Here is a 23152-nt window from a genome sequence, read left to right as displayed (position 1 = left end):
ATCCGAATAAATATACACAATGGACTCTCTTAACTGGCTTGCTGTTTCGCAGCGTTTACAGGCACTGGCACATACAGGGCTAGCCTACTGCGAAAATGAATATGACCGCGAACGCTATGAAGAAATAAAACTTATGAGCCAGCAAATTATGGCACAGTTGAGTAACGCACCTATTGCACAGATAATGACGCTTATTCCTGACGAAATTGGGTATCAGACCCCCAAAGTAGATATAAGAGCTATTATTTTTAAAGGGACTGACGAGCTACTAATGGTACAGGAGAAGATTGATAACCATAACTGGACTGTACCCGGAGGCTGGGCCGATGTAGGTTATACTCCGTTTGAAGTAGCTGAAAAAGAAGTAATGGAGGAAACCGGCCTGCTCGTAAGGGCCGTCAGGCTGCTGGCTGTTTTTGATAAAAAGAAACACCCGCATCCTTATCAGCCGTGGTATGTATACAAATTTTTTATTCTTTGTGAAGTAACTGGCGGAGAGTTGTTAAACCAGACTAACGAAACCTCGGGTATTGCTTGGATAAAACGCAATAAATTACCTGATTTAACACTCTCGACCGACAGGGCTACTTTTTCGCAGTTGGAACAGATGTTCCTTTTTGCTGATAACCCCGATTTACCTACACACTGCGACTAAGCAGATTTCAGAGCGTATTGTTGCTTTCGTAGGCAGATAAAATTGTGATAAGTTCTTTTTCATCAAAGCTGGCAACGTTATTGAACGCTTTTATAAGCCCGTCGTTTTCTTCAGCCTGCCCAAACTCTCCGCTTACATAATGGCTTTTGTTCTCTTTGGCTAATGCACTTATAACCGATTTAGGCGTTAACTTAATGTCGCGCAGGGTATTATCATGAAAAGCCAGCAGATAGGTTTCTTTATTATTAATTTCGCCATCAAGACTTTCGCTTTTACCATAGCCGCTTACGGCACTGGTATTATTAATAATAAACCCTGTTATGTTACGGTCGTACCTTTTCAATAGTTTTACTTTGCCGTTATACAATACCTCGTAGTAACGCTCATTAACTGCCATAAAATTATGCCCGTCTATTGTAAAGGTGGCGTTTTTTACGGCAATAACTTTATCACCTATTTTAACCAGTAATTCGTCGGTTGTCAGGTTCAGAAGCGCAGGAGCCGTAGTAGTAGTTTTATTGCCATCAACCGAATAAGTAGTTGTCTGGAAAGTATCAATCAGGAAAGGGCTTCCCAAAAACTTATATTCACGGAGCTGCTGGTTATTCATATTTGCCATTACTTTCACACTTGCTATTTTCTTGCCATCTTTATTCTCAATAACCGGCATTTGTGAGCGAAGCAAGTAGTTAAGGCTTTGTGCCTGTGCAAATGAGCTAATCATCAACAAAAGAGCTAATTTTTTCATAGTAAAAAAATTAAAAGTTAGTAAGGTATTTTCTTTCTAAATGCACAAACATTCGTAAAGGTTGTATCTATATACGAATAAAATATTTGCGCAATTTTAGAATTAAAAAACGCTACTTTTTTTGCAGACGATGAAAGAACAATAAGCAACCCAAAGCAACATATAATTTAAAACCGCGCTTCCATAATAATTCGTTTGAAAGGATAAAAAACAGGCGACCCTCCAAACCTACTCCTCAGGCGTGTTTTATATTCGGCAATAAAATGCTCTTTGGTTTGTGCTTCCAATCGTTCAAGGTAAGGCAGCAGTGCAGTGCCTGAAACCCAGTCAAATAAGGCGTCGGCATCTTTCAGCACTAGCGGATAAATCTTTTCAAATACGGTCATTTCTTTACTACCATTTTCAAAAAGCATTTGTGCATAGGCTTCTATGTCTAACACCGGAGATTTGCGTTTCCAGCCGTGTAAGGCAGTATTAAAAGGAGCCTCATCGGCTAGTATATCAAGCAACTGATTTGATAGATTCTGGTTCTGGTTAGGTAACTGAATTACAAGTTGCCCGTTAGGCTTTATGATTGAAACAATTTTCGGGATAAGTTCATGATGATTATCTACCCATTGAATGGCTGCATTCGAGAATACTAAATCCCATTGCGCGGGCCTATTTACCTGCTCTTCGATACTTCTTAGTTCAAACTTTACGGCTTCATTGGTAAAGGCAACCGAATCGTTCAGCATTTCTTCTGACGAATCAATGCCCAATACCTGCGCCTTTGGCAACGTATCGGCCAGTTTTCGGGTAAGCTCGCCTGTGCCACAGCCCAAGTCTATTACTTGCATGGCTGGTCTGATATTTACCAGATTCAGGCAATCATAAAAGGGCATAAATCGCTCTGCCTTAAACTTGTTATAGGTATCTGGGTTCCATGCCATAGCTTGCGTGTGTTATGCGTATAAAAAATCATGAGCCATGTTTCAAGGCTCTTGTGCTTATTACAAAATAAAAGTAAAAATATTTATACCCAAACAGAAGGTTAGTTTTTAATACTGGTTGGCAGGTTTTTATAACAAAATAGCCATAACGTTGGCGTTATGGCTATTTTGTTATCAGCATTACCCAGTACTACTGGCCCGTTGTTGGTGGAGTAGTAGCTGCCGAAACCGGCATTACTACTGTACAGGTCTGGCCACCGAAATTAAGTAGAAAAGATGCTGTACCTGTCGAGTCAGGCGTACCTGTTACGGCATAAGTAAGCATACCATTGCCAGACCCCAATGTACCCGAATTCAGGGTTGCCGAAAGCCCTTTCACCCCTGTTGAAGTAATAGCAGTACCACTGGTATAAGCAATGCCATTACCGCCTGTATAAGGAACCGTAAAAGTACCGTTATAGGCTGTACCACTTGTAGCTGTTGTTGAAAAAACTGCGCTGGGGCAAGTTAGCCCCCCAATGGTTGGGTTTGAGACAGTTACGTCATCGTCCTTGTCGCAAGCCTGAAAGGCCAAAGCGAAAATAAGGCCTAAACACATCAGTAATAATCGATTCGCTTTCATGATAAAAAGAGTTTAATTGTATGGATAAATAATTTTTCAGAAGGCTGTATGTGCCTTTCTGAAATTTAAAACGGAGAAAAAAATGAAAGGGTGCATACTTACACCCAAATTGTGGCGAATACCCTGTTTGTTGTGGTTAAATGGCTGTCAGGCTCCAAAAATCTGAAAAAAGTTTTCTTCGTAATTATTACTCAATGGAATTTGATGGTTACCAGTTGTGATAATTTTATTACGCACATGCACTATTTTTTTTAATGAAACAATGTAAGACCGATGCACACGCAGAAACTCGTTTTCGGGAAGTTTGGTAAGCAATGCCTTGATTGTTGAGCGCACAACCAGTGGTTTCTGGTTGTCCAGATAAATCTTCATGTAATTATCCAAGCCTTCTATTAGCACAATATCCTCAATGATTACTTTCACAAGCCCATAATTTACCCTGAAACACAAATAAGGTTTCTCGGGAAGTTCTGGTATAGCCTGATTATCGAAAAAGCCTTTTACTTTATTGAGCGCCATTTCAAAACGCCGAAAGTCGAGAGGTTTAAGCAGGTAGTCGATGGCATTGAGTTCATAACTTTCGGCGGCAAACTCGTTAAATGCTGTAATAAAGATAAATTTGCAGGGCTGGGCCAATGATTTAAAAAATTCGACACCCGCAATATTGGGCAACCTAATATCTGAAAACAACAAATCTACTGGATACTTTTCGAGGTATTTGCGGGCTTCATCGGCTTTCAGAAAAGTTCTTTTCAAATCAATAAAATCTACTTTTTTACAGAAATCTATAATACGTTGTAACGATGTACATTCGTTGTCCAATGCGATGGCTTTAATCATAAAAACACCTGTTTAGCTTCATAAATCAGTCTTGTTTCAGGTGTAGTGCAAGTAAGGTATGTAGCTTTTCGGAGCTACGGTCAGGTGTATTTTGCTGTTTTACAACTAGAGAAAAACGTAAAAGACAAAGTAAATGTTTTACAGCACCCAATAAATAGCCGATAACCATTTATGGCTTTTGTAGCCCTGTAAAGGTGCTTTCGGACGAAATATGACCGAGGGTTGTGTATGTTTTTCCCCATAATTATTGGCGGGTATTTTTTTTATCGGAAATCTGTGGGAGAGCAGGTAAAAGTATAATATAAATCCACATTTTTTATTTAACTTTGATACTACCTAACTCTTAAAGGTTAGCTTCTATGCGTTTTGCAGAAGTCATTTTATACCTTTAGATTTCTTTAACCCGTGTCCGTCATGACTAAAAAACATTCTGCACCTCTGCCAAAAGTCCCACAAAATTTTGCTATTGTAGGTCTTGGGGCTTCTGCCGGAGGAGTTGAAGCATTTCAACAATTTGTAAGAAAAATACCTCTTGATTCGGGTATGGCTTATATATTGGTACTTCATTTACCTGCCAACCACGAAAGCCTTTTACCAGCAATTCTATCAAAATCGACTCAATTACCTGTACTCGAAATAACCGACGACATTAATCTGGTTCCTGACCATATTTACACAATTCCTGAAAATAAAATATTAATAACTGTTGATGGCGTGCTGAAACTATTACCCCGCCATACCTCTCAGCCAATCAATTATTCTATTGATATTTTCTTTAATTCATTGGGTGAGGCCCATCAGAACAACGCGGTTGGAATAGTGCTTTCGGGTACTGGCTCAGACGGTACGTTAGGGCTAAAGGCCATTAAAAAATATGGTGGCGTAACCTTTGCACAAGAGCCTTCTTCAGCTACTTTTCCGCAGATGCCTCAAAGTGCCATTGCTGCCGCCGGAACCGTTGACTTTGTTTTATTGCCTGAAGATATGCCCGCACAACTGGTCAAACTTCGGCAGGCTGTTAATAACAACTTTCCTGACGAAGACGAAAAGGCTATTCCGAGAAATTATGAAGAAATATTAAAACAGATTATTTTCCTGATACGCCAACATAAAGGCATCGACTTTAGCTATTATAAAGAGTCTACCCTGCGCCGGCGCATTGCACGCCGTATGGGTTTGTGTCGCTACGAAGAAGTAGCCGACTATTATGAGTTTCTGAAAAACAACAAAGAGGAACTTGACTTACTTCTGAAAGACTTCCTGATACCTGTTACGTCGTTCTTTCGTGACCCTAAGACCTTTCAGTCCCTTACCGAAAAAATTTATCCGCACTTGCTTGAAAGCAAGTTAAGCCAAAGCACCATTCGGGTATGGGTAGCGGGGTGTTCGTCAGGCGAAGAGGCCTATTCAATTGCTATAAGCCTGCATGAGTTTTTAAGTAAACGGGCTCCCGATATTAAAATTCAGGTTTTTGCTACCGATATTTCGGAAAGCAACATTGCCAAAGCGCGTTCAGGTACTTATAATGCCCTTGATGTGCAGGCTATACCCCCTCATTTGCTTGAGACGTATTTTGTTAAAACCGACGCAACTACGTATCAGATAAACAAAACTATTCGGAATTGCTGCGTTTTTGCCGTACATAATTTCTTAAAAGACCCTCCTTTCTCAAAAATAGATTTAGTGTCGTGCCGGAATGTGCTTATTTACATGACCACATTCTTACAAAAAAAGGCCCTCACTACTTTTCATTATGCCCTTAAAGAAAAAGGTGTGTTATGGCTGGGTAAATCCGAAACCGCCAATGTGGTGTCAGACTTATTTACGCTTATTACGAATCACGATAAATTTTTCAGCCGAAAGTATACAACCAGTCATTTCACTCAAGATTCTTCCGAAAGTATGGATGAGGCCAGAAGTTTTAAAAATGATACCATCCATACTTCTATGATAAGTCAGACTGACTTTCAGAAAAACGCTGATGAAATATTACTGAATCATTATACCCCGCCGTGTGTCATTGTAAGCGACCAGAATGACATTATTCATTTCAGGGGAGACACCTCTTTGTTCTTTATGCCATCGCCGGGCAAAGCCAGCCTTAACGTACTGAAAATGGTCAGGAAAGAACTGGCTTTTGATTTACGGAATCTGCTACATAAAGCACATATCGAAAAAGAAACTGTTTTTAAAGAAAACATCCTGCTCAAACATGGCCATGAGTCTTATCTGGTTTCTATTGAGGTAATTCCGTTGCTGCAATCAGTAGCTTTACATTTTCTGATTGTATTTAATAAGCGAGCGGTGTTACCAATGTGGCAGGAGAGCAGCAAAGGTTCTAAAAAAACCAAAAAAAGTCTGGCTGAGCTACATATTGAACAGTTAGAGAAAGAACTGGCCCAGATGCGCCAGGATATTCTGAACATTACGGAGAATCAGGAGGCAGCCAACGAAGAATTACAGAACGCCAACGAGGAACTACTAAGCAGCAGTGAAGAATTACAAACGCTGAACGAAGAACTGGAAACCTCGAAAGAAGAGTTGCAGTCGGGTAATGAAGAACTGATTACCATGAATCAGGAACTCATTAACAGACAGGAACACCTGAGCCGCACCCAAGCCCAACTCGAAGAACTTAACAAGCAATTAGTAATTCAGAACAAGGCTTTTGAAGGCGCACAGGTAAGCTCAAAAATGGGTAGCATGACATGGAACTTACATACCGATGAGTTTACTTACTCTGACAACCTTTTCAGGATATTTGGTTATAAACCTAAAGAATTTGTACCAAGTGTAAAAAAACTTAAAGGCTTTGTACACCCCGACGACCTGCCGGACCTTGAACAGATAAGCAAGAAACTATTGCTCAAAAAGAAAATAAGCGAATTGTCGTTCAGGGCATACACCAAAGACGGCAGCCTGAAATATATTAAAGGCACAGGAAGTGTAATTAATTTCGGGCATGAAAATATGCTTGTTGCCAGCTTGCAGGATATTACCGAAGATGTACTACTGAACAGAAATCTACAATTACGGGAGGCACAGTTATCTGAATCACAACGCATAGGAAAAATTGGCAGTTGGGAGATTGATTTCCTTACGGATACTATTCTGTGGTCAGACGAAACCTATCGCTTATATGGCTATAAACCTAACGAAATCAAGATTGATTTTGAAACTTTCGGACGTGTGCACCCTGAAGACATCGAAAAACTAAGAGCTGTTATTGAGAACTCCCGAACAACCGGAGAGGCCTTTGAAGCAGAGTACCGCCGCTACGACAAAAATAACGACCTGCATTATATTTACTCTAAAGGGAATGTCAGAAAAGACAAAAAAGGCAAAGCTGTTGGTATGCTCTGCATCAGTATTGATATAACAGAACTTCGGTTAAAAGAACAGAAACTCCGCGAAACGTATCAGCAACTGGAAAGCAAAAATCTGGAACTTGAACACAGCAATGCAGAACTGGCTTCGTTTAGTTATATTGCCTCACATGATTTGGGCGACCCACTTTATAAAATTCAGGCATTTACCGAACGTATCCTGCTGAAAGAAGAATTATCGGATACCGCCAAAGACTATTTCTCTCGTATTATACGTTCAACCCAACGGATGAAAAGCCTGTTATCGGACCTGCTGAATTTTTCACGCATGACTACCGATGAAGTCATTTTTGCTAAAACAGACCTGAATACCTTGCTCGAAGAAGCTAAAATAAGCCTAAGCGAAAGAATTGACGAGAAAAAAGCCGTTATTGAAGCCGACAACCTGCCTACTTTAACTATTATACCTACACAGGTTTATCAGTTATTCAGCAATATGTTATCGAACTCTATCAAATACAGCAAGCCTGATGTTCCGCCTCATATCGTTATCAAGGCATCGTTAATACCGGGCAATGAAATAACCGACTCCAGAGCCCTTAACAATAAAAATTACTGGAAATTAACCTTTACTGATAATGGCATTGGCTTTGAGCAACAATATGAGCAAAAAATATTTGAGCTATTTCAGCGGTTACATGGCAAAACCGAATACTCAGGCACGGGTATCGGGCTTACAATCTGCCGTAAGGTAGTACAGAATCATGAGGGCTTAATTGAGGCGTTTGGCCAACCTAATGTTGGGGCAACGTTCAATATCTATATTCCTGAAAGAGAGAAATAACAAAATTGTTTATTGATAAAATGATAAAAGTTAGACAATGTATCCGTTTGAGAAGATAATTTTAAACGGATACCTTTGTTAAAAAATAATTATTACTTTTGTTTCCTACTAACCTGTTTGGCACAAATTTTGTCCCATACAATAAATCTATTATTATTCCACACCCCTTTCTCATCCACATTTAAGTTCCAGAAGTAAACGCCATGTGATTATAACTTTTAGGTTCCCTTAGCAGGAAGCATCAAATTACTTATACATTAGTTTGTAAGTTTTGCTGATAATCATAGACCAGACATGTCAAAAACCACTAAAAACAGTATTAAAGAAAATAATAATTTAGAAGTAGTACCAACCGCCACTGAACACCTGCCACAACCAACAGATATGGCAGAGATACTTAAAAGTTTACAAATTGTACTTGAAAACACCGAAGAATCTTTTCTGGCAGTAGATACCAACCTCAGAGTTCTTATCTGTAATACAAAATACAGAAAAGGGCTGCTACACTATTTTCAGGAAAACATATACAAAGGTGCATATTTACCAGAGGTACTTAGCCCCGAACGGGCCGAAAAACTTAAAAAGATATATGAAAAGATACTACAAGGCGAAACCTTTGAGGACGAAAGCACAATTATGCTCGACGACGGCCTGCTTCATACTTATGTAACAAAATACAAACCCTTTTATGACACCCAACAAAAAATCATAGGGGCGTTTTCTTCTTCGTTTAACATTACTGCTATCAAGAACGCCCAACTTCAATTGCAGATAAGCGAACAGCGGTATCGGTCTATTATAGAGAACTCGCATCATGCCTTTATTTTCAGTACGCTTGATGGCACCATTCTGAGTACCAACAAAAGAGCCAGCGAGATTTTCGGATACTCGGCCGAAGAATTTCAGGCAATAGGCCGCAAAGGAATGGTTGTTTATGACGATGAATACTACATAACCATGGCGGGGCTACAACCAGATTCACAAACGCTGGAAGGAGAACTGACGGGTATCCGTAAAAACGGAGAACTTTTCCCCTACGAGTTCACCTCCGTGATTTATGATGACCTCGAGGGTGAAAAAAAAGCATGCACTTTTATTACAGACATATCAAAGAGAAAATCTGTTGAAAAGGCATTAGCCCGAAGTGAAAAACGTTTCAGGGCTCTTGTTGAAAACGCCGGAGATATTATTATCCTGACCAATACCGAAGGAAAAGTTACCTATGTAAGCCCTGCCTACGAAAAACTAACAGACTTTAAAGCACAAGAAGTAATAGGCCAACTGAATATTAACCTGATACACAACGAGCAAGCCGCCGAAATTCAAGAAACTGTTTTTCCGCTAATTCTGGCTAATCCGGGCTTATCTGTACCGCGGCAGAACAGGTTACTCAAAAAAAATGGGGAATACGTATGGGTTGAAGGTATTGTTACCAATCTGTTGCAAGACGAAAACGTTCGGGCAATTGTATCGAACTACCATAACATTACCGAGCGCAAAGAAGCGGAGGCAAAAATTAAGTTATCGGAAAGCAATTTAAAAGCCATATTTGATAACTCCTCTGAAGCGTTCATTCTGCTTGATGCCAACCTGAACATAAAGGCTTTTAATAACAGGGCCAAGATATTTACCTTTCTTAATCGGGATAAAGAAATAGAAATAGGAGAACCTGTTTTCGATTTCGTTGCCGACGACCGAAAGGATATACTGGAGGATTTCTTCACCAGAACATTAAAAGGTGAAAATATCCAGTACGAACGCTCTTATGTGCAGGAAAACGGAGACACTATCTGGATAGACTACTCGTTCAATCCTGTTATTGAAGCAACACAAATTAAAGGTATTTGCATATCGGGCCGAGACATTACAGAAAATAAAAAAGCTGCCCTTGAATTACTGAAAAAGGAATCGAGGTTTCGCTCGCTGATTGAAAACAGCCATGATATGCTGGCGTTATTAAACCCAGAAGAACAAATTGAATATATAAGCCCCTCGGTTGAACGAACCTTAGGCTATAAAAATGAAGATATTCATGGGCGAGCGGTAAATGAAGTTATTTATGCCGAAGACCTCGAAAGCATAAAATCACGGTTGGAAGATGTATACAAAAATATGGGCCTGCAAACCCATGTTACGGTCAGATGCAGGCATCGGAATGGCAACTATGTCTGGGTAGAGGGTGAAGTAACCAATATGCTGATGGTAGAAGGAGTTAATGCTATTGCTGTTAATTTCAGAGATGTGTCTCAAAGAAAATACTTTGAGGACCAGAGAGCCCTACTGGTTTCGATTATTAACTCGTCAGAAGATGCCATTTCCAGTATTACCGCTGATGGTATCATTACAAGCTGGAACCGCGGTGCTGAAAAATTATTTGGTTACACCGACCGCGAAGTTATCGGGCAGTCGATCAACACGATTGTTCCTGAAGAAAAACTTGAGGAAGAAAGGGAGATTCTGGAAAAAATAAAAAATGGTATTCAGATTGAAAACTATGAAACCCAACGCAAAAAGAAAAACGGTGAAATAATTTATGTTTCGCTTACGCTTTCTATCATCCGCGATAGCATGGGCGTAGTAACTGGTGCAGCCAAAATTGCGAGAAACATCACCGAAAAAAAGGAAGCCGAAGATAAAATCAGGTATAACGAGATGCGTTTCAGAAGTTTGCTGCAAAACAGTGCCGACGGTTTGTCGTTGCTTGATGCTCAGGGGTTTCTGATATATATTTCAAACACCGGCAAAAAAATCTTAGGTTATAATGATACCGAGTTGATAGGCTCGCTCCGTGACGATCTGATTCACCCCGAAGACCTACCCACTGTTAGCGAAATATATACAGAAGTTATCGCGTCTCCTAACCTGACACGTAATCTGGAATACCGTATCCGAATGTCCGACGGCTCTTACAAATGGCTGGAGTCGACCTGCCATAATCTTTTGCAAGACCCTGCCGTAGGGGCAGTTGTGCTTAACTACCGCGATATTACCGAACGGAAACTTCAGGAAATAGAACGTGAAAAACTTATTGAGACCCTACACCAGAATAATGATGATTTGAGACATTTTTCTTATATTACTTCTCATAACTTAAAGGCTCCTCTATCAAACCTGATAGGTTTTCTTAACCTGACAGACGATATGAAAATAGAAAATCCGCATTTAAGTAAAATTCTGGATGGCATGAAGAAGTCAACAGGTTTACTGAATGATACTATCAGTGACTTGGTGAAGATTCTGATTATCAGAGAAAACAATTCGATTGAGTTAAAAGAAATTTCGTTTTATAAAATCTTTAGTCAGGTATCGGCCCAACTGGAAAACCTCATTACGGAGGTAAAGCCATCTATCACACTTGATTTTACTGCTGCTCCGAAGGTACTATTTAACGAAACCTACCTCGAGAGCATTTTTATGAATTTGCTCACCAATGCCATTAAGTATCGTGACTACAAAAGGGGACTAAAAATTGAACTTAAGAGTGAGGATACAGGCGAGTATATGATACTCTCTTTTAAAGATAATGGCATAGGGCTTGACACCGAACGACACAAAGACAAACTTTTCAGGCTATACCAGCGGTTTCATGACCGGCCTAATAGTAAAGGTATGGGTTTATACCTTGTAAAAACTCAAATGGAAAGCCTCGGCGGGAGCATCTCCGTCGAAAGTAAAATTAATATTGGTACTAACTTTATTTTAAAATTTAAAAAATGATTCCTAAACTACTTTGTATCGACGACGACGAAACTACATTGTTATTGATTGAAATGGTGGTAAAGAAAGCGGCTTTTGCGAAAGAAGTTATCTCTATAACCAGTGCCTCCGAAGCATTGAATTATTATCATAAACTGGCAACTTCTTCGGAGGGAGGGGTTGTGGCACCTCAGCTTATTTTTCTGGATTTGAATATGCCCGTCATGAACGGCTGGGAGTTTCTTGATGAATTTGTAAAAACCTATGCTGAGCAGTTCAGCCAAACTAAAGTTGTTATTTTATCTTCTTCGACGAATCCTGAAGACAAAGAAAAAGCCAAAAATTATCCGATTATCATAGGGTATATATATAAACCTATTACCGTAGATTTGCTAAAGAAAATAGTACGTTAGTTACATTCTAAAGCACCCATGAGAAAAACAATAGGATACGCCATGCTATCAGGCATAGCTATTGGGATAATTACTATCTACGTACTGCCTGATAAACTTGAGTTTTTTCTCTGGCCTATGCTCATGATAACCATTGGCGTAGCCATAGCCAATCTTTACCAGCGAGGTCTCTTTCAGAAAGGTTTCTGGCATGGGGTTGTGGTAGGCATAGGTATTACGCTGACGCATATTACACTAACCGCCGACTACCTGCTTAGCCATGAAGAAGAAAAAGAAAAAATTGAAGAGTTTTCAGAAGTGGCTCCGCAATTACTTTTGCTTACGGTAGCTCCAGTTTATTGGCTCATGTTAGGTGGGTTATCGGGGCTTATGGCTTTTTTATGGCACAGGTCCAAGAAAAACAATTAATGCTTTAATTCCATCTAACACCCGAAGCAATAGCTACTATAAAAAACAGGCAAAACAAAAATGCAGGCACGGCCAAAACGCCCAGTAAGGCATTAGCCCACAATAGTTTTCCGGCTGACTTCAGGTAAAGCCCTCCGGCAAGCAGGGCCATTAATGTACCTGATATAAGCAGCCATAACATTATATTATTTGCCGAGACGGAACCATCAGCAAGGCCGACAACAAAAAAATATATTGCTATTAATGCTACAAGGGCATCGATACCCCAGAAAATCCAGAATAGTTTCATCAGAAAATTTCATTAGCTACACAAATATGCTGCGAATGTTTCTGCATAAGCAAATACAAAACAATAATTACATCAAAAATTATATTGAATGGTTAGGCAGCATAAAGCCCGACAGACTTGAGGATTTTTTTCCCCAAACAATGATGGTATATGGTTTTCTGAGGTAAGCTAAACACTCCATTGTTTATTTCTTATGACACTCTATACACAAATCATCTGGCTTTTTGTTTTAGCCATTCCTATTTCATGTATTGCCTGGACGGTCACACACGAGGAAATCTTTGCAGAACCCCGCGCTTATTGTAAAAAAAATAGTGAAAATGCTAAATCACTCTTCAAGCGTAAGTTTTTTTATATTTTTACCTGCGAGTATTGTTTCAGTTTTTATGTGAGTATTCTGTTTGTTGTATTTACTAACTACCAGTTATTATTTACCGACTGGCGAGGTTACGTGATTGCTGTTTTTTCGTTGGTCTGGGTAGCCAATATATACATGAGTTTGTTTTTCAACATCAGAATTGGTATTAAAAAAGAAGGACTTGAAGCAAAAGTAAAAGAAAAAGAACTCGACGATATTTCTAAAGCAAACTAACCTACTTCATTTAACGAAATGCCCCGCTTTGTAGGCGGGGTATTTTGTTATCAGGAGTTGGCTAGTCCATTACAACCTCCATTATATAAGAATCGGCGAGGTCGGCTAATTTACTACTGGCTACACGCTCTTCTTCCAGAGTCATCTGTAATAACTCTGCTACCTCTCTGTAATTCATAATGTTGGCAATTGTCCGTAGGGTACCATACGAGGCTATCTCATAATGTTCTATTTTCTGCGAAACAAAAATAAGCCCGCAGTCACGTACAATACTCGATTCTTCTGTCGATTTAATAATGGTATCACATTCTTCCAGAAGCCCCATCATGGCCGGACATCTCTTTATCTTAGCTGGTTCGTTTATGAGTTCAAAAATCTTTTTAAGACGATTCACATGCTCTTGCGTTTCTGTTAAATGGATTTCAAAAACCACCTGTAAGTCTTCTGATACGGCAGCTCTGGCTAATTTAGGCAATGCCTTCACTAATCGTTTTTCTGCCCAATACATATCTTTAAGGCCGTCGGTAAATAGTTTTTTTAACTTATCTCCATTATTTCTTGAAATTTTCGTGGTGTAATTTTTCATGGCTAACTTATTTATAAAGTCACTGGATTTTATACAGTCTATAAAAATTCCATACCAGCATGAAGACAATACACAGTAACCAAGCATGAGTAGGTGCTTATCTGATACCTTCAGATAGATAGCTGTTTAAGGTAATAAGTTTGTTGCAAAACAATTAACGATGTAGCCAATGAGGCAGTGTCTCAGCAATAAGTGATAATCATACAATCTTAAAGTGTCTAATCATTTTGCCTGATAGCAGTTGCTACTTTTGGGTTTGAATGTATTTCTTTAGGTTTTATTGTTTTTTTCTACTTAAACATAGAATACAAAAAGTTGTTTAGCAAGGCAAAGAAGATTTATAAACATAGCCTGACAACCTCATGTTTAACTGGCAGGCGTAGAAACAGGCCAACGTAGCTTTAAACACGTAACCACAAGCCAATGCAATACACTTTCGGGCTGAAAACATTGCCCAAAGCTACCCACTGCATAGATATAATATATGAAATAAAGTCTTTATCGGGCTCTTTGGGCATCGGCAGTGGTAAATACGTACTCTACCCCACCGCAGCTTTTATTAAGCAGGCCGCTCTGGTATCTGTTGTAGGCTTTCGGATTGAAAAAACTACGGGAATCTTGTTCGCAATTCAGGTTACCATTTAATAGTTCACACCGTTTTACGTCAATTATTTTTTTGCCATTGGCCAGTATTATCACTACGGAGTCACCATCCTGCGGAAAACTCCCCAAAGGCAGGTCATCTGTCCAGAAACTGAAATCAATTGATTTCTTATTAGCTACTTCTACCATTTTAAGTTTACCTCTTGTTTTATCGCCCCAGCCAAATTGCACAGGCTGGTCCGACTGATTAGTAAAACTTACATAGTAAAGACACGTTCGAGGGCCTATACAGGCATTGAGCAGGCAGGCACTAATAACAGCACCCGCTATAATTTTGATTTTTATAAATTTGTTACCCATAATTTATGAAAAAAGAACTAGTTTGAGGCCAGTTCCTGAAATGTTTATCGTACTGCTATTGTATTTTTATTGGCTTCTGTTTTTAGTAGGTTGAGTTTTAGCACACCATCGTTATAAGAGGCCGTAATAGTATCTTTATCGACGTTGTCAGGCAATTGAAAACTTCTTTGAAATGAAGAATAATTAATTTCCTTCCGACTTGGTTTATTGCCGTCAAACTCTTCTGTTTCTTCTTTTTTTTCAGAAGAAATAGTCAGCACATCATCCTTAACGTCTATATGCAGGCTTTCTTTTTTATAGCCCGGAATTGCCACTTCTATATAATAATTGGTAGCTGTTTCTGAAACATTTACCGCCTGAATTCTTGCCCCTGAATACTCTTGACGATTCAGTAAGTCTTTACTGAAAAAATCGTCCCATGCCACCTCAAAAGTCGGGAACAAGTCATCTTTTTTCCATTTCACCAAGGCCATAGTTTTCAAAATTAAGTTCAACTTTATTTTTGCTGCAAGCCACTACTAATATTGCTGTTTTGGCACTTATGCGCTACTAATCAGGCTAAAAACAAATGCCTGTCTGAACAAAGTGCCAGATTTCTATTTATGAATAGTATTATGTAGCGGAATATCAACAGGTAAGCCAAGGTTGAGGAAGAATACACACAGCCATAAAACAGGTTGCCTGTGTGATGTGGTTTCGCTCATAAATTAGTGAGCAATAATAAAAACAGGTAATTACGCCCTTTTGGAACGATTTTTTATAGAATAATTAAATTAGTATTAATGCGAAGGTTTATTTCAACAAAAACGTGATGAGAGGCTTATCATGTAATAAATCATAAAACTATGGAACAATTAGCACAGCAACCGATAAAACATAAGTTCTATATTTTACGAACCGAGCACCATGTGTTTTATTATTCAATTATGCTAAGTACTGAATCACGTTTTTGCTGGTATCAGTTACTAAAACCGGTTGTCTGAGTCTACACCTGTTGTTTTAGCGTTGGCATCTGACTTTAACCCCCTCAGGCGGGTTACTTCTCCGGGGTTTGTTTGTCTGGCTTCTGAGCGCCTGTTTCCGGCGTACTCCTTACTTTGTGTACCAGAATAATCATTTTCGGTGTCGACAGATACATCTCTGGTATCTTTTTCCGACTTGTTGTGTGTTTTTTTCATACGCTTGTTCAACTGGATTTAATAAATAGTTTTTGTATTGATTTACCGAGCAAAACTCTGTGCCAAAGGTTGGCATACTTTTGCTGACAGGCAACCAATTGAGCAGGTTTGAATGAATGTATAAAGTTTTTTTTCGTCTGGCATAAAATGTATGGCAAAATCTATAAACGAATAATAAAAAGTCATTATATTTATCCGACTATATAAATATACGTAACATTTTAATCATGAACCTGACTAAAAAAAAGATTATCATCCTACAAGCTGTCTGTTTAATTATATTACCTATTACGCTAACAATCTTTAACTTTTATGAATACAAGGCTCTTCTAACAAAATACTCAGAAATAGCTTTTTCTGACACCAAACTATTAAAACAGTTTTTTTTACCTTTTTATAATTTCGACCAAAATAAACTTATTTTTAAGTTACCAGACGATTACACAGATATTGAGCAATTACAGATTTTTCATATTTCTTTTAAACTCTACTATGTAATTACATTAATTATTATTCCTATTTTATCGATTATTGGTTCTTTCAGATTTTTAAAGACAGGTTCTTTCAGAATACTTACTGGTATTTTACTTCTTAATTTTTTTATAAATTTCTATGGTTTGTTTGGGCTGTTTTTTAATATAAAATACGAAATATTATCACCGATAGTTAGAATTGTAAGATTTGTTATTGCATTTTTCTTGCTAATTGTATTATCTGAAAAAATCAATGTTATTCACACTACTGCCGATACCACTAAAGAACCTTATATCAAACAGCCAAGAGTAAAAAGATTTTCACATTTTCTTATTGATTCTATACTCATTTTTCATTTATGTTTTTCTTATCTATATACATTTAAGTCTATTTTACTGACTTTTAAGTCTATTTTACTGACTTTCAAAAAACTAATATTCAGCAATTCTACGGAATCCATATCGTCTTCTAGTCTGAGTCCGTTACAGACTGCTTTTTATATATTCATTATTGTTTTTACTTATTACTTTATCAGTGAAGGCGTTTTTAAAGCCACATTGGGGCAAGTTATTGTAGGTTCTGTGGCCGTAGAGAACAATGGCAAGCTGCTTTCTCCTTATACTAATTTCGGCAGAACTCTTGCCCGTTTTATTCCGTTTGATGCGTTTTCATTCCTATTTAATAAAAAAGGCTGGCACGATTCTGCTAGTAATACCACTGTGGTAAAAGCCTCTTATAAAACTACTACTGATATACTTTAAATTAACTCTATTCGCTATATATTTCTCTAAATAATTAACAAAAACACTAATGAACCTAACTAAAAAGAACTTCATTATTCTGCAAGCTGTTGTGCTCATATTTCTGCCTATTATATCTACGTTTATTGGATTATACCAGTTTGTAACGTATTCAGGGCCTAACAATACCGGTATCAACTTTTCTGCTGCGAATTACTTCAAAAACTTATTAATACCTTTTTATTTGGATATAGAAAATGGCTTCTATAGACCTTATAACCTTACTCAACTTTATTTTTCTTTAAAAATAGCATCTATTCTCACTTCTGTTGTCTTCCCGATTTGTTCATTGATAGGTGTAAGCCGTTTTCACAAAACAGGTTCTTTAAGATTGTTTCAAGGGCCTTTGATTTTTGTTTTCTTTATTCATTTCTTTTATCTGTGCTTTGTATTTTCAGCTCCTGAAATAGATTATATTCAAGTTATAACTTCAGTCATAAAACTTATACTTACATTTATTTTACTTGTATATTTATCAAAACAAATAAGAATTATAGTTGGTACTTCTGATGATTATCAAGATACTTTTGTTGAACAAACGAAAGGCATACGGTTTTTAAATTCATTGCTCGATGCTTTCATAGTCCTGCATTTTTCTTTCGTAGTTATTAGCTGGCTTAAGAATATTTTCTTCCATATCAATTATGACTCAGGCAATGGATATGGCTATTCAGATAACACCCCTTTACAAATACTTATTTTGCGGCTTAGTATTATTGTAACACCGCTGGTATATTATTGTATCTGTGAGGGTATTTTTAAAACTACCTTCGGGAAAATCGTTACAAACTCTGCCGTAATTAATCAGGAAGAAGAAATTATTTCTTTCAGACAAGGGTTGGTCAGGAGTATTTGCAGGTTTATTCCGTTTGATGCGCTTTCGTTTTTGCTTGCTAACAGAGGCTGGCACGATTCTGTTAGTAATACCACTGTGGTAAAAGCCTCTTATAAAGCCTAAAACAGCTTGCATAAGTAAAGGCTGGCCACTGTTCAGAGTTACACACACTTTTTACTTATGCAGGAAGCCGCTTTAAAAGAACTGGCAAGCCAGTTAAGACACCCACATGGCCAGCAAGCCTCAAGAGTTGGCACCCGTATGAATCGGGGAAACGAACAGATTAATTTATGTACGATAAAAGCCCTTTGTTCAGAAGCCCATGATACAATACTGGAGATAGGCATGGGCAATGGTTTTTTCGTAAAAAATGTAGTTTCGGCAGCCCCGTTCATCAGCTATCATGGTTGCGATTTTTCAGAAGAAATGGTGGCAGAAGCTATCAGAATAAATCAATTATTGATAAAGAAAGGGAAAGCCAGTTTTCATCTGGCTGAGGCCACACAACTGCCGTTTGTTAACCTTACCTTTAACAAAGTATTTACGGTTAACACAGTCTATTTCTGGGACAACCCCTCGCTGGTGCTTACAGAAATAAACAGGGTGCTAAAGCCTCACGGCCAGCTACTGATTGCACTCAGGCCAAAAGCTATTCTGAAACATTATCCGTTTACAAGCTATGGGTTCAGGATATTTACTGAAACCGAACTATGTAATTTACTATCAAAACAGGGCTTTAAAGTCGTAAATACGATTAAACACAAAGAACACCCACAGGAAATGAACGGAGAAACCATTGCAGTAGCTTCATTGATTATTGTGGCCGAGAAGCTATGATATATACCTTGTGCTGAATACACTCTACCACATCTGATAATGGTTTTTTTCTGCTGATTTGGCCAGATAATTAAACCTGCGCTTAGCTTGGTGGTCTAAAACGTAAATTACTTAAACCAGAGAGCTTTATGAAACAGTACGGTGTACTCGCCTTCTTATTATTTACCCTATTTGCCTGCCAGACCCAGAGTGTAAACCCTAAAACCTATGATTTTTCTTCGGTTGATGCCTTTATTGAAGAAAACGCCGCAGCTTATGCCAATCAGTTGGTTGTACTGGTTTCGCAAAACGGAAATCTCATTTATAAGAAAGAGTATAATATGAAAGCCGAAGAGAGCCGTGCAATTGCTTCGGCCTCCAAATGGCTATCAGGTGCTGTAATTATGGCCTTAGTAGACGACGGAAAAATAGCTTTGAGTGATACTGTGGGGAAATACCTTCCCATTTTTACTAAGTATCGCAAAGGCAACATTACTATCAGGCAATTATTTTCGCATACGTCTGGTTTCCCTGGCGATTCACCCGAAGGTTATGAATATAAAGCTAGCCTGTCATTCGCCGAGGCCGTCGATTCGCTGGCCGTACATACAGCCATGATTCATCCGGCCGGAACAACCTTTAATTATGGTAGCATTGGTATGCACATAGCAGGGCGTATTGCCGAAGTAGTTACAGGTAAACAATGGCAGACTCTCTTTAATGAAAAAATTGCTATTCCGTGCAGCATGGCGGTGTTGTATCTGCCGCTACGCAACCCTATCATTGCCGGAGGAGGGGTAACAACTGCACAGGATTATCTGCATTTTCTGGAAATGATTGTTAACAAAGGGGTTTACCAGTCAAAACGGGTATTGAGCGAGAAAGCTATTACTGAACTAATAAAAGATCAGACTAACGGCGCCATAATTGAGGGTACGCCTTATGTAGCTAACCCGTATTCGGCATTTAAAAATACGGGAATCAGGTACGGCATTGGTAATTGGCTAGATGTGGTAGATAATTCAGGAAATATTCGGGAATCGAGCAGCCCGGGCTTGTTTGGAACCCACCCGTGGCAAGACAGCAAGAATAATTTGGCAGGTATTATTTTTACTAAAACTGACCCTAAAATAAGTAACATGATTAGCCTGCAAATACGGGAGAAAATAAGGAATATTATAGAGAAATAAACCAGATTTAAAGCTACCTGACAAGAAAACAAGTACTTATTATCTACTACAAAACTTGTTATTTTTGCCGATAAAACAGGCAAAACCAGTATTATTCAGAAGATATTCCCCATAAAAGGAAGTTTTATTGAGTAGCAGCGATATTTTACAGACTTTGTGTGGGTGGGGTATGGTTATATTATTTTGATTAATACCTATATTTGGTTTATTATTCTATTTTTGCTTATGTATCCAACACAAAAGATATTTCTCTGGATATGCCTTACGCTGGCATTCTATAATCTGATAGCTCATGTGCATATACCTAAAGTTTCGTTCAATTATGCCGCTCTTTCTCCCATCTCGTTAGTGCGCGTATCTGGTATTTCAGAGACCAGCAAAATTATTGCTCATGATACCACTTTTAAACTTAAAATAGAGAACGATAAACGTGTGCTTGATGAAGCATTAAGGGCGAAGCTGATTCGTGAAATAAAAGTTCTGATTGCTCAGAATCATTTAAAGCCTCCTTATTCGTTTTCAATGGCTTTTACCCGTGGCGCACGCGATGTAGAGACGTTTCTTTTTGGCGAAAATATTTTTTATTTTCTGGTAGAAAACGGGTATCTCATTAAAGGTAAAACGCAGGAACTACCCGAAGAAACCCCCAATCCAGTGCCACAAGTAAAACTCATTAATGGCGTTATTTATATTATTCTGTCCAGACAATAAACCCGTTACTAATAGCCATTTTTGCAGCCTTTTTACCTCTCAAATACCATTCAGTAAAAAAAAAGCCATATTTAAGAGCTAAAATCATTTGTTTTTATGTGTATTTTTTAACTTTCGGTCTATTACCAAAAGTACTTCACGCATGAAACCAATTAAACATTTCTTTATTTTTCTATTAGGTATACACACACTTTTTGCACAAAACAATAATCTGGAAGTGATTAATACCTCAACTACGAGCGGCGTATTTGCCGTTAAAGGTACTATTTCTACAACAACCGCAGGAGCAAGCTCAGTGGGTGTAAGAGGCTCTAACTTAAGTACTAATACCGACGGATACGGTGTCTGGGGTACACACAGCGGTGGCGGTATAGGTGTTTTGGGCGGTGCTATTTCTGGCTATGGCATTTATGGCAGTGCTACTTCGGGCTATGGGGTTTATGGGTCAAGTACCTCAGGAACCGGCATTTATGGTGTTTCTACAACGGGGTATCCGGCTATTTTTACTAACGTTAATGCAGCAAATTCAAATAATGTTGTTTCTATCAGTACAAATGGCTCTGGCCGGGGTTTATATGCCAGTAGTACTTCGGGTACGGGCATTTATGGGTCAACTTCTAGTCTGTCTTCAGCGGGGGTAATCGGTATTAACAGCAATGGCGGCGAAGCCATTGTTGGTTTTGCTAATAGCAATATTGCCGGAGCAGTAGTAGGCCGTAATGACAACGGTGGCTATGGTGTTAGAGGTTTTGTTAGTGGCAATAATAGTGATACTGGTATTGGCGTTTATGGGCAGATAGGTGGCAGTGGCAGTACCGGAAGAGCAGGCAGATTTGAAAATTCAAATGCCAATAACCTCATGAACACGTTCGAGGTTTATTCTAACGGCAACGGAAATATTCCAGACAATACACTAGGCAATGCTTCTTCTTTTTACCTCAATAATACGAATAGCGTTGGGGCTGCTGTAAGAGGTGAAATAAATTCGATTTTTGGTAATTTCGGCGCAGCCGGAATATTCGGGGTATCGTCAGGTACGGGCGGAAGAGCCGGGCTTTTCTATGCCTCTAATCCTTCTGGCAATGGTGCCGCTTTAATAGCTTTAACAGATGGCAACGGAAATGCCATTACTGCCAATGCCGGAAAAGATGGCAATGGTGTTGAAACCAATATTGACGGAGCCGGAACAGCACTCTATGCGTGGGTACCTAGTTATAGTACAGGTAAAGCAGGGAGATTCCAGAATTTTAATGAAGATAATGATAACGATGTAATTTTTGCCCAAACTGTTGGTAATGGTACCGCAGTGAATGCAAAGGTTGATAATACCCAAGGAACTGCCGCCGCTGTGAAAGGAGAAGTTAATTCAATATTTGCAAACTTTGGTACGGCAGCAATATACGGGGTATCGTCAGGTACGGGCGGCTATGCGGGGCTATTTCATGCTTCTAATGCCTCTGGCAACGGGCCTGCTGTTATAGCCATAGCTGATGGCAATGGTAATGCTATTACTGCTAATGCAGCTAATACCGGAGATGGCGTTGAATCTACAATTGATGGAAGCGGAAATGCTATTTATGGCTGGGTACCTAATTATGCCACCGGAAAAGCCGGACGTTTTGAGAATAAAAACACCAGTAACGGCAACCCTGCCGTACATATTATTAATGCAGGCACAGGCAGTGGTATTTTAGTTAATCATACAGGTAGTAGCGGAAACGTTGCCATTTTTCAGAGTGGAAGTGTTAACGTGGCTCGTATCAATAAAAGCGGAACGGGTTATTTTAATGGAGGCACATTTAGCAGCGGCGCAGACGTAGCGGAACTTTTTGACGTAAAGGGCCACATAGATACTTATGAAGCTGGTGACATTCTGGTTATTTCAAAATCAGGCGACCGACAAGTGGAAAAATCACAAAGCCCTTATTCTACGCTGGTAGCAGGAGTTTATGCTACAAAACCCGGTGTAGTGCTTACCGAGGAAAACCTTGATAGTGATTTAAGTGGCAAAGTGCCAATGGGTGTGGTAGGTGTCATACCAACAAAAGTTTGTCTGGAAGGTGGCCCCATTGAGCGCGGCGATATGCTGGTAACATCTTCGGTTCCGGGTGTTGCCATGAAAGCCGACCCCGATAAGGTAAAAGTAGGCCAAGTGCTAGGTAAAGCCTTGCAGGATTTTAACTCAGAAAAAGTTGGTAAAATAAATGTATTGGTTAATGTTAAATAACAAACCC

Annotated in this window: 21 protein-coding genes; 12 read left to right on the top strand and 9 right to left on the bottom strand. The window is 38.9% G+C overall.

Going from position 1 to position 23152, the window contains the following annotated elements; translation table 11 throughout:
- Positions 1-19 precede the first annotated feature (19 nt).
- On the top strand, positions 20-655 hold the full coding sequence (locus WAA15_RS10520) for an NUDIX hydrolase (RefSeq protein WP_337042699.1): 636 nt from the start codon (positions 20-22) through the stop codon (positions 653-655).
- 7 nt (positions 656-662) lie between these two features.
- On the opposite strand, the gene WAA15_RS10515 is transcribed toward WAA15_RS10520, so the two are convergent.
- From WAA15_RS10515 to WAA15_RS10500, 4 genes are all read right to left on the bottom strand, one after another.
- Positions 663-1403: a hypothetical protein gene (locus tag WAA15_RS10515; RefSeq protein ID WP_337042698.1), complete on the bottom strand. Its 741-nt coding sequence runs from the start codon at positions 1401-1403 to the stop codon at positions 663-665.
- A gap of 167 nt (positions 1404-1570) precedes the next feature.
- Positions 1571-2335, bottom strand: coding sequence for a methyltransferase domain-containing protein (locus WAA15_RS10510; protein WP_337042697.1), 765 nt, complete (start codon positions 2333-2335; stop codon positions 1571-1573).
- A gap of 190 nt (positions 2336-2525) precedes the next feature.
- On the bottom strand, positions 2526-2957 hold the full coding sequence (locus WAA15_RS10505) for a hypothetical protein (RefSeq protein WP_337042696.1): 432 nt from the start codon (positions 2955-2957) through the stop codon (positions 2526-2528).
- Positions 2958-3104: 147 nt separating this feature from the next.
- The gene (locus WAA15_RS10500; RefSeq protein ID WP_337042695.1) at positions 3105-3797 is read right to left on the bottom strand and encodes a LytR/AlgR family response regulator transcription factor; all 693 of its coding nucleotides are present in this window, start codon (positions 3795-3797) and stop codon (positions 3105-3107) included.
- A gap of 414 nt (positions 3798-4211) precedes the next feature.
- Here WAA15_RS10500 and WAA15_RS10495 point away from each other — a divergent pair, with 414 nt between their 5' ends.
- The 4 genes from WAA15_RS10495 to WAA15_RS10480 all read left to right on the top strand — a co-directional run bounded on the left by WAA15_RS10495 (position 4212) and on the right by WAA15_RS10480 (position 12484).
- Positions 4212-7967, top strand: a complete 3756-nt coding sequence (locus tag WAA15_RS10495) for a CheR family methyltransferase (protein ID WP_337042694.1) — start codon at positions 4212-4214, stop codon at positions 7965-7967.
- Positions 7968-8261: 294 nt separating this feature from the next.
- On the top strand, positions 8262-11684 hold the full coding sequence (locus tag WAA15_RS10490) for a PAS domain-containing sensor histidine kinase (protein ID WP_337042693.1): 3423 nt from the start codon (positions 8262-8264) through the stop codon (positions 11682-11684).
- A complete protein-coding gene (locus WAA15_RS10485; RefSeq protein WP_337042692.1) occupies positions 11681-12076 on the top strand; it encodes a response regulator in 396 nt (131 codons plus the stop codon). Before WAA15_RS10490 ends, WAA15_RS10485 begins: the two co-directional genes overlap by 4 nt.
- An 18-nt stretch (positions 12077-12094) precedes the next feature.
- Positions 12095-12484 carry a hypothetical protein gene (locus WAA15_RS10480; protein WP_337042691.1) on the top strand — a complete coding sequence of 130 codons (390 nt, stop codon included), beginning with the start codon at positions 12095-12097 and terminating at the stop codon, positions 12482-12484.
- A 4-nt stretch (positions 12485-12488) separates the two neighbouring features.
- Here the strand turns inward: WAA15_RS10480 and WAA15_RS10475 are convergent, their stop codons facing one another.
- Positions 12489-12773 (bottom strand): osmoprotectant transporter permease, encoded by a 285-nt coding sequence (locus WAA15_RS10475; protein ID WP_337042690.1) that lies wholly within the window; start codon positions 12771-12773, stop codon positions 12489-12491.
- Positions 12774-12966: 193 nt separating this feature from the next.
- Here WAA15_RS10475 and WAA15_RS10470 point away from each other — a divergent pair, with 193 nt between their 5' ends.
- The gene (locus WAA15_RS10470; protein ID WP_337042689.1) at positions 12967-13365 is read left to right on the top strand and encodes a hypothetical protein; all 399 of its coding nucleotides are present in this window, start codon (positions 12967-12969) and stop codon (positions 13363-13365) included.
- Positions 13366-13426: 61 nt separating this feature from the next.
- Here WAA15_RS10470 and WAA15_RS10465 read toward each other — a convergent pair whose 3' ends face one another.
- The 4 genes from WAA15_RS10465 to WAA15_RS10450 form a co-directional block, all read right to left on the bottom strand.
- Entirely contained in the window at positions 13427-13951 is a 525-nt protein-coding gene (locus tag WAA15_RS10465; RefSeq protein ID WP_337042688.1) for a ferritin-like domain-containing protein, read from the bottom strand.
- 498 nt (positions 13952-14449) lie between these two features.
- A complete protein-coding gene (locus WAA15_RS10460) occupies positions 14450-14914 on the bottom strand; it encodes a hypothetical protein (RefSeq protein WP_337042687.1) in 465 nt (154 codons plus the stop codon).
- 44 nt (positions 14915-14958) lie between these two features.
- On the bottom strand, positions 14959-15387 hold the full coding sequence (locus WAA15_RS10455; protein WP_337042686.1) for an Hsp20/alpha crystallin family protein: 429 nt from the start codon (positions 15385-15387) through the stop codon (positions 14959-14961).
- 492 nt (positions 15388-15879) lie between these two features.
- Positions 15880-16092, bottom strand: coding sequence for a hypothetical protein (locus tag WAA15_RS10450; protein WP_337042685.1), 213 nt, complete (start codon positions 16090-16092; stop codon positions 15880-15882).
- Between the two features lie 227 nt (positions 16093-16319).
- Here WAA15_RS10450 and WAA15_RS10445 point away from each other — a divergent pair, with 227 nt between their 5' ends.
- The 6 genes from WAA15_RS10445 (at position 16320) to WAA15_RS10420 (ending at position 23145) form a co-directional block, all read left to right on the top strand.
- Complete coding sequence (locus WAA15_RS10445; RefSeq protein WP_337042684.1) at positions 16320-17327, top strand: RDD family protein; 1008 nt, start codon at positions 16320-16322, stop codon at positions 17325-17327.
- 49 nt (positions 17328-17376) lie between these two features.
- A complete protein-coding gene (locus tag WAA15_RS10440; protein ID WP_337042683.1) occupies positions 17377-18324 on the top strand; it encodes an RDD family protein in 948 nt (315 codons plus the stop codon).
- A gap of 57 nt (positions 18325-18381) precedes the next feature.
- On the top strand, positions 18382-19038 hold the full coding sequence (locus tag WAA15_RS10435) for a class I SAM-dependent methyltransferase (RefSeq protein ID WP_337042682.1): 657 nt from the start codon (positions 18382-18384) through the stop codon (positions 19036-19038).
- A gap of 128 nt (positions 19039-19166) precedes the next feature.
- Positions 19167-20207: a serine hydrolase domain-containing protein gene (locus tag WAA15_RS10430; RefSeq protein WP_337042681.1), complete on the top strand. Its 1041-nt coding sequence runs from the start codon at positions 19167-19169 to the stop codon at positions 20205-20207.
- A gap of 225 nt (positions 20208-20432) precedes the next feature.
- Positions 20433-20918, top strand: a complete 486-nt coding sequence (locus WAA15_RS10425; RefSeq protein WP_337042680.1) for a hypothetical protein — start codon at positions 20433-20435, stop codon at positions 20916-20918.
- A gap of 142 nt (positions 20919-21060) precedes the next feature.
- Entirely contained in the window at positions 21061-23145 is a 2085-nt protein-coding gene (locus WAA15_RS10420) for a beta strand repeat-containing protein (RefSeq protein WP_337042679.1), read from the top strand.
- Positions 23146-23152 lie beyond the last annotated feature (7 nt).

Origin of the sequence: Emticicia sp. 17c (assembly GCF_037153985.1) — a bacterium.
GTDB lineage: Bacteria > Bacteroidota > Bacteroidia > Cytophagales > Spirosomataceae > Emticicia.
This window is presented reverse-complemented; position numbering and strand designations above follow the sequence as displayed.